We start from the raw sequence: 7,504 nt of genomic DNA, 5'->3' as shown, positions 1-7,504 counted from the left end.
AAGGTAGCATTGAGTTGAAGTCAGTGGAGTTCGGCATGTCAGAAAATGACGTATGACAGTGATTATACTTGAGTTTTGTGGAGTTTGGGAGATGTACATAGAAGTGAAAGTGGTGCCCGGACTCGGAATCGAACCAAGGACACGGGGATTTTCAATCCCTGTGCTTGTTGATAAAATGTTAAAAGATATATAATTTAACCGTTTACACGCGAATTGATAAATTCGAGTGTAAAACATGCATACATTAGCTAAAGTCACATCTATGGGTGTCAGCCACCCAGAACCTCGTGTTATCCCTATGGTCTCAACTAAAGGGGGCGAAGGTAAATCTACCCAAAGTGCCAATCTTGCCGGCTTCCTAGCTGATGCTGGTAAAAAGACTCTCCTCATTGATGGCGACCACTCTCAACCTACCGCGAGCAGCATTTTTTCCCTGGAATATGAGGCCCCCAACGGTTTGTATGAACTGTTGATGAAGACGGTCGACCTCAATCACCCCGAGCAAATCATCTCCCGTTCTGTTATCCCTAATCTCGATGTCATCGTTTCCAACGATCCCCACGACCGTTTATCTTCTGCCATGTTGCATGCCCCTGATGGACGGATGCGTCTAAAGAATGTTCTGCAGCACCCTTTGTTCAACGAGTACGACGTCATCATCATTGATTCGAAAGGTGCGGCGTCTGTGATGCTCGAACTGATCCTGGTGGCCAGCACAGAATTCGCTGTCGGGGTTATCAAGCCTATACTGCCGGACACCCGTGAGTTTCTGCGTGGCACATTGGGGTTGATGGAGGGATTATTGCCGCTGACCTGCTACGGCATCGCGTTACCTCGTATCCGTATCCTGACCAACTGCATGGAGTACACAAATCTGGATTGGCAGACTTTGGAAAGTTTGCGCAGTATCATCAAAAATGGCCAATATCTGCGTGCAGATGCCTTCGATGTCTCCCTTCTCGACACCATCATCCCCAAACTGGAAATTTACAAAATGGGGCATGCTTCCGGTCAACCTGTTCATCGGCTTGAAAAGACCACAGTTCGCACATCTACACTGGCAGCTGCTGACACCATGCATATGCTGGCTTGTGAACTGTTCCCTCAGTGGAAATCAGACTTTGATGCACTACTGGCCGGGAAGTCGGAGGTGCAGCTATGAACCAGACAACAACCAATATTCCTTATTCCTCCGATGCTGAGCAGGCCGTTCTCGGCGGCTTGATGCTGGATAACGAGCGGTGGGATGACGTTCTCCCATTGGTTGGCGAGCGTGATTTTCATCTGGCGGTTCATCGCCGAATTTTCCAGGCCATGGCTCGCCTGATGGCTGTTCAACAGCCGATTGATCTGATTACGCTCCATGAATCACTGGAGCAAAATGGTGCGCTTGAACAGGTGGGTGGTTTTGCTTATCTGGCGGAATTATCTAAAAACACGCCGAGTGCAGCCAATATTGTCGCCTATGCCGAGATTGTGGCTGAACGCAGTCGTCTGCGCAGCCTGTTGCAACTCGGGCGTGAATTGAGCGCTGATGCCGCCAATCCCCGCGCAGAGTCTGCGGCCCTGACCGAGCGGGCTGAGCAGCAATTGTTTCAGATCTCTGAGCAAACCCAGTCACAGCAGAATGTCAGCCTGACGGATGGGTTGAATGATGTTGTGACCTATCTGGAGACGGTGAATGGCGGCAATGGTATCACCGGCACCCCGACCGGTTTCTCACAGCTTGATGATATGACGTGTGGTTTGCAGCCCGGAGATTTGGTTTTGCTTGCGGCACGGCCTTCGATGGGGAAAACCGCCTTTGCGTTGGGCGCCTACACTGGCGCGCTTCGTGGCACGGAGAAACCTGCATTCTTCTTCAGTCTGGAAATGCCGCGTGAGCAACTGCTTCAACGTCTCATTGCTGTAGACGGAAGGGTTGAACTTTCACGTCTGCGCAGTGGCCAGTTGGATGATGAAGATTGGGCGCGTATTTCCAAAGCGCTGGAACGCTTATTGCCATTGGAAAACCGCCTGATTATTGACGATGAATCATATTTGACCCCCGCACTGCTGCGTTCCAGGGCTCGCCGCTACACTCGCTTGTACGGTAAGCCGGGTTTAATCATGGTCGATTACCTGCAGTTGATGCGTTGCCCAGGGCAGGAGAACCGCACCCAGGAAATTGCGGAAATTTCCCGCAGCCTGAAAGCGTTGGCCAAAGAACTCGACTGTCCCGTCGTCGCGCTGTCTCAGCTGAACCGTCAGTTGGAGAGCCGTGCGGATAAGCGTCCGTTCAATGGCGATCTGCGCGATTCCGGTGCGTTGGAGCAGGATGCGGATGTGATCGCGTTCATCTACCGTGATGAAGTTTATTACGCTGATTCTGATGATGCCGGCACGGCAGAAATTATTATTGGTAAGCAGCGGCAGGGGGCAACGGGTACCGTTCGAGTCAAGTTTGAAGGGCAATTCACCGCGTTCAGCGACCTCCACGACGGTCAGTATGGCCAATACTCGGGGAGGGCGTAACCATGGCGCGTGCTAAAACCAAGCTCCTTGATCTGAACACTGCTTTGCTCCAGCAGGGAAAAACCGCTGTCGGCACTCAAGCATCAACCTCGACAATGTCTGCACTGCCAGTAAGTGAGATGCCGTTGGTGCTGACTCTCGACCAGTTGAGCGTATCGCCGTATAACCCGCGAATTTCCCGGAACCCTGAATATGATGAAATCAAGGCGGGGATTCGTGTTCGTGGCCTGAGAACAGTGCCATTAGTTACTCTTGACCCTGAACAACCTGAATTGGGTTATTTCTTTAGCGATGGTGGCAACACTCGCTATTCAATCCTGCAGGAATTGTGGCAAGAAACAGGGGATGAGCGGTTTTACCGTATTTCTTGTGTTTTCAAGCCGTGGCCAGGCCGTTTGTCTTGTCTTCTTGGCCATCTGGCCGAGAATGAACAGCGCGGTGATCTGGCATTTATCGAAAAAGCGCTGGGGATCCGGGATGCCCGTGCACTGTATGAAGAAACATTAGGTAAAGCTGTTTCTCTACGTGAGCTCTCAAGTCTGATGGGGGCTGATGGATATCCGGTACATTTCTCCAGTATCAGTCGTATGGAAGATACGGTGAAATACCTGTACCCATTCATGCCAACTCTTCTTAAATCGGGGTTGGGGGCACCCCAGATTCGTCATTTGCTTGCACTACGAGCTGAAGCTGAGAAAACCTGGCAGGAACATAGTGTTACTGTCGAAGTTCTAGAACCGTTTGATAGTGTCTTTGGCAAAGTCTGCAACCAATTTGATGACGCCGAAATCTACTCGCTGGATATGTTTCGCGATGAGTTGATCGGTGCCCTTATCAACGCATTGCCACACCCGTTGCTCAATTATGACCGCTGGTTACTGGAGCTCGATCCCAAAGAGCAAAACCGGCGTAAGCATCTCGGTGAGCCTGCGCCGGCATTAGCGCCTGAGCTGTCAGGTAAGGGAAATACTGTCGAACTGGTGCCAGCACTGCAACAGGAAGATACCAGTGGTCAAACGGAACCTGACGTGCGGGGAGGTGGGGCTTCTTTGGTGCTGGACAGTGCGCTGCATGAGTCGACAGGTGCTGCTGATGAGGAATCACAGGACTCTCAGGAAGGGGAAACGCCTACCCCTCAAACTGAACCACGTATTGAAACTCAACCTGATTTATACGGTGCTTCTTCGGTGTTATCAGGTGACATTGAGACGGTTTTAGACGGTGAAAATGATACCGTCAATGAATATCCCCTGCCTGGTACTCATGAGTCGACTGCCCCTCATAGCAATACTGAGACACAGCCAAAGCAAGGTGTAACCCCTGCTGCAGAGGTGCCGTTTGCCGAGGTAGGACTTGAGCCGGTCTCCTCAATTTGGGCTATTCCGGCTCTGCAGGACGATATCGAGCACCTGCAGGTGATCACCTTCCGGTTGGCATTTGAACTGGCCGAAGTGGCGGGCTGCGAGGCTGAAATCAAAGCCGATAAAGCGGCCTTACAGTCTGCCGGTTACGCATTGGCTGCCGAGCGTCCATCTCGTTTCACCGCGTTACTCCTTACGCTTGCCGGCAATAACCCGGACGGTGCCGGAACCAGCTCGCTCAATGAAGCTCTCATCGGGTCGGAGAATCCTGCTGACTGGCCTTTGCTTGACGATATTCATGCCGTGAAATTGATGCGTCTTATTCGCGTTTTGCGTCGGCTGCGTGAACTGCAGAGGGATTTACCTGTAACCGGGGAGGCCGTCTGATGAGTCATTCACAACGACAAGTGCGCCTGGTGAAACTGGTGCGCAAACTCCTCGAACTGGCCCGCAGCAACAGCAATGCCCATGAGGCAGGGCTGGCGTTAGCCCGGGCGCAAAAGCTGATGGAGAAATATGGCATCAGCGAGCTGGAAGCCAGCCTGTCATCTATCCAGACGGCACCGAGCCAGGGAGCTCCTTCCGAAGCGAAACAAAAACTGCCCGAATGGATGTCTGGATTGGCGTGGGCAATTGCCCGCGCCTTTGGATGTCGTTTGTATTTTTCATGGCGGGATACCCCTTCTGGCCAGCGTCGCAATGTGACGTTCTACGGCTTCAGTGAGCGGCCGGCCGTTGCTGCCTATGCGTTTGATGTGCTGAGCCGGCAACTGAAAGAGAGTACTGCAGACTACCTGAAAACCCAGAATAGCCGCCTGAAACTGAGCACGCGCCGTGCACGCGCCGAGCAGTTTCGGGCCGGTTGGGTGCGTGGTGTACAGCGGGTCATTTCCAGTTTCCCGGTACCAGACAACGAGCAGCAATTGATGACGACCTGGATTGCTAATCAGGACATGGTGGATGCCAAGACACGTGCGTTGAAAGGATGCCGTGGTGGTGATCTTGCCCGCAGCCAGGGGTTTAAAGCAGGGCAGAACGCCAGGTTGCACCAGGGAGTTCAGGGTGATGGGCCAGTGGCAATCGCACATAGCATTGGGGGGGAATAGGACAATGAGTAATAGCTTATCGCAGGCAACGAACAGCCTGCTCACGCAGTTGGTGATGGAGTTGAAATCAGGCTATATCCGCCGTTGTGAGTCCCTGGGGCTGACAACGGAAGAGATGCAGCTGCTGCATGGTTTGACCATTGAAGATCTGCATTACCTGATGAACAGCTCCGTATCGGTGCTGACCTTCCAAATCCATCACGAGAATTTCTCATTGATGTTGCAACACGCGCGCCGCGAGCAGCAGCGTATGCAGCGGATTGACCGTGCACTGGCGTTAGGGGGCTCTATCGAAATGATGCAGCACTACTTTGGCCTCTCCACCGTTGAAGTCGCCGCTCGCCGGCGCATGACCGGTATCAATATTCGGCAGGGGCGGTGTGCGGCGCTCAGCGACGACGAGAATGCGGCATTGTGGCGTCAGTGGCAAAAAGCGGACGTCGATGACGCCTCCAGTGCGGATGGACTGGACGTCATGATGCTGGCCGCCGAGCAGATGGATGTTTCTCTGACAGCGGTCTGGCATGCCGTTCGCAGCTTTGATGCCCCTCAGACTGCTACTGCCAGAAAAGCCATTCAGGCCGTGCGTACGCCACGCGGTACGCCGGGAGGAAATGCAAGGAGGCTGGCATGAAGCCGGTGATATTAATGCCGGGGTTGCAGGTCCCTCGTTCGGCGCCGCCGTCCTGTCAAAAAAAGGCGAAGGAGCAGGTCAGGCGCTTCCGCAGCGGGGAGCGTAACTACAAGCAGCTTCATGTCAAAGGCAAGCACGCCCCCGGGCGTGCCTGGATGAAGATTGATATCGGTACCAGTTGGCGACTGCTCAGCCGAAACAGTGGTGATGACTGGGAGTTGTTGACCCACGAGCGCTACAACAACGAACTGTGGAAGTGATGACATTCACCCTGTGCCTGGTTGTCGGGTACAGGCCTGAGTGCCGTTAGGCCAACAACCGCTTGACGCCTTCGCCCTGTGGGCGAGGGCAGCGTAAAAGGATGCGCAAAATCGATGAGCATAAAAACACCTGATGATAGCCTGATCACCTTTACGCTCGAACAAATGAATGCCCGCCTGGCGGAACGAATAGGTGCCGAAAAGCACGCGGGGGCTCCCGATGTCACGAATCTGCGCAGCGGTCTCTTGTTCATGGGGAATGTGCATGATTCCATCCCCCGCCGGTTGCTCCTGGACACCCGTTTGTCACCGCTGGATAAAACCGCGTGGATAATGATCCGTCTGTACGCGCAACAGAACCAGGGCGCCGTGTTCCCTACCTATGACGAACTGCAGCTGCAGCTCGCCTCGCCGTTTAACGGTAAGGCGTCCCGCGAGACTGTCAGCCGCGTGCTGCTGATGTTACGCCTGACCGGCTGGCTCAGTTTGTGCCGACGTGTGCGTGACGACAAGGGGCGGGTGAAGGGCAATATCTATGCCCAACATGATGAGCCGCTCTCGGCCCGTGATGCGGAGACATTGGACCCGACCTGGCTTGATACGGTCGCCATGGGTTGTGCGCACAAGAACCGTACCGTCAGCCAGACGGCCTGGTCGGTACTGTCCGATATTCAAAATGACCCGACAATGCGACATCAGCATTCCCAGATGGCGGCAATTGCTGAACGGCTGGGTTCACCACAAACCCCGCAACAGATGGCCGCCAGAGTGTCTCACCGGCAGGAAAACTCCCCCCGTTCGGATGCCGAACTCAGTAAAAAATCCCCGGGTTCGGAGTCCGAACTCAGTGTAAAACAGGGGGGCAAAACACCGAGTTCGCTTTCCGAACTCATGCTGAAATCAGTCACTTACGGCGCATCAACCAAACCGAACTGTAACGTACGTTCTTTCACACAGAGTGTGAATAAAACAACGTACGTACCTGAGTTGCCAGCTGAACTGCAACACAGCATGGCGGCGGATGATTTGCGGCAGATAGCTGTCCAGCTTAAGGCATTGCCTGCAGATGCTGCTCGCCAGGTTCTGGAGAGTCTTGAGCAGACAATGGGCAAAGGCAGCCTGAATAACCCCACGGGCTGGCTGCTGGCGGTGATCAAGCGTGCCCGGAACGGTGAGCTGTATGCGAGTGCCAAATTCCCAGAGCCTGTCAGGCCTGTTTCGCCACGCCAAATACCTTGCCCTGCGGCGCCCGTAAAACCAGCAGGACCATCCCGCCAGCATCTGGCTTCGCGGGAGTATGTCAGCGACATTGTTGCGAAGTTACGTCTGGGAATGGCACGTGCAAAAAATAGGTCATAAATCTGGAGGGGTATTCGTGTTCAAAAAATGCACACTGTTGGCAGTGCCAGCACCGGTTAAAAACTAAACAGCTGAAGATCTGGCTAGTGTATCCAGAATTTTCGATTCTCTCAGGTACGAGCTCGATTGGTTAAAAAGCGCTCACTGTTGGCACTGCCAACAGTGATTGAAAAGTGACCGATGCTTTACGTCATCACTTTTCCTTTGGAAATGAAAAAGAGTTTTGGATTGCTGCTAAGTAAGCACGTGGTGAACTCACCTTGCGTTGCA

At 53.5% G+C, this 7,504-nt stretch carries 7 protein-coding genes; all 7 read left to right on the top strand.

The window, feature by feature from the left end; all coding sequences use genetic code 11:
- Positions 1–235: 235 nt before the first annotated feature.
- The 7 genes from ADK28_RS25490 (at position 236) to ADK28_RS25460 (ending at position 7,234) form a co-directional block, all read left to right on the top strand.
- Entirely contained in the window at positions 236–1,162 is a 927-nt protein-coding gene (locus ADK28_RS25490; RefSeq protein WP_065426216.1) for a ParA family protein, read from the top strand.
- A complete protein-coding gene (dnaB-PI, locus tag ADK28_RS25485) occupies positions 1,159–2,514 on the top strand; it encodes an SPI-7-type island replicative DNA helicase (protein WP_048797001.1) in 1,356 nt (451 codons plus the stop codon). The genes ADK28_RS25490 and dnaB-PI overlap by 4 nt, the downstream gene beginning before the upstream one ends.
- A gap of 2 nt (positions 2,515–2,516) precedes the next feature.
- Positions 2,517–4,262, top strand: a complete 1,746-nt coding sequence (locus ADK28_RS25480) for a ParB family protein (protein WP_048797000.1) — start codon at positions 2,517–2,519, stop codon at positions 4,260–4,262.
- Positions 4,262–4,981, top strand: a complete 720-nt coding sequence (locus ADK28_RS25475; RefSeq protein ID WP_048796999.1) for a DUF2786 domain-containing protein — start codon at positions 4,262–4,264, stop codon at positions 4,979–4,981. The genes ADK28_RS25480 and ADK28_RS25475 overlap by 1 nt, the downstream gene beginning before the upstream one ends.
- Before the next feature lie 4 nt (positions 4,982–4,985).
- Entirely contained in the window at positions 4,986–5,615 is a 630-nt protein-coding gene (locus ADK28_RS25470) for a DUF2857 domain-containing protein (RefSeq protein ID WP_012004772.1), read from the top strand.
- Positions 5,612–5,875, top strand: a complete 264-nt coding sequence (locus ADK28_RS25465; RefSeq protein ID WP_012004773.1) for a hypothetical protein — start codon at positions 5,612–5,614, stop codon at positions 5,873–5,875. Before ADK28_RS25470 ends, ADK28_RS25465 begins: the two co-directional genes overlap by 4 nt.
- A 114-nt stretch (positions 5,876–5,989) precedes the next feature.
- Positions 5,990–7,234 carry an STY4528 family pathogenicity island replication protein gene (locus tag ADK28_RS25460; protein WP_048796998.1) on the top strand — a complete coding sequence of 415 codons (1,245 nt, stop codon included), beginning with the start codon at positions 5,990–5,992 and terminating at the stop codon, positions 7,232–7,234.
- Positions 7,235–7,504 lie beyond the last annotated feature (270 nt).

The organism is Serratia sp. 506_PEND, from assembly GCF_001076875.1.
Classification (GTDB): domain Bacteria; phylum Pseudomonadota; class Gammaproteobacteria; order Enterobacterales; family Enterobacteriaceae; genus Serratia; species Serratia marcescens.
Note: the sequence above shows the minus strand (reverse complement) of the source record. Positions and strands in the feature narration are given on the sequence as shown.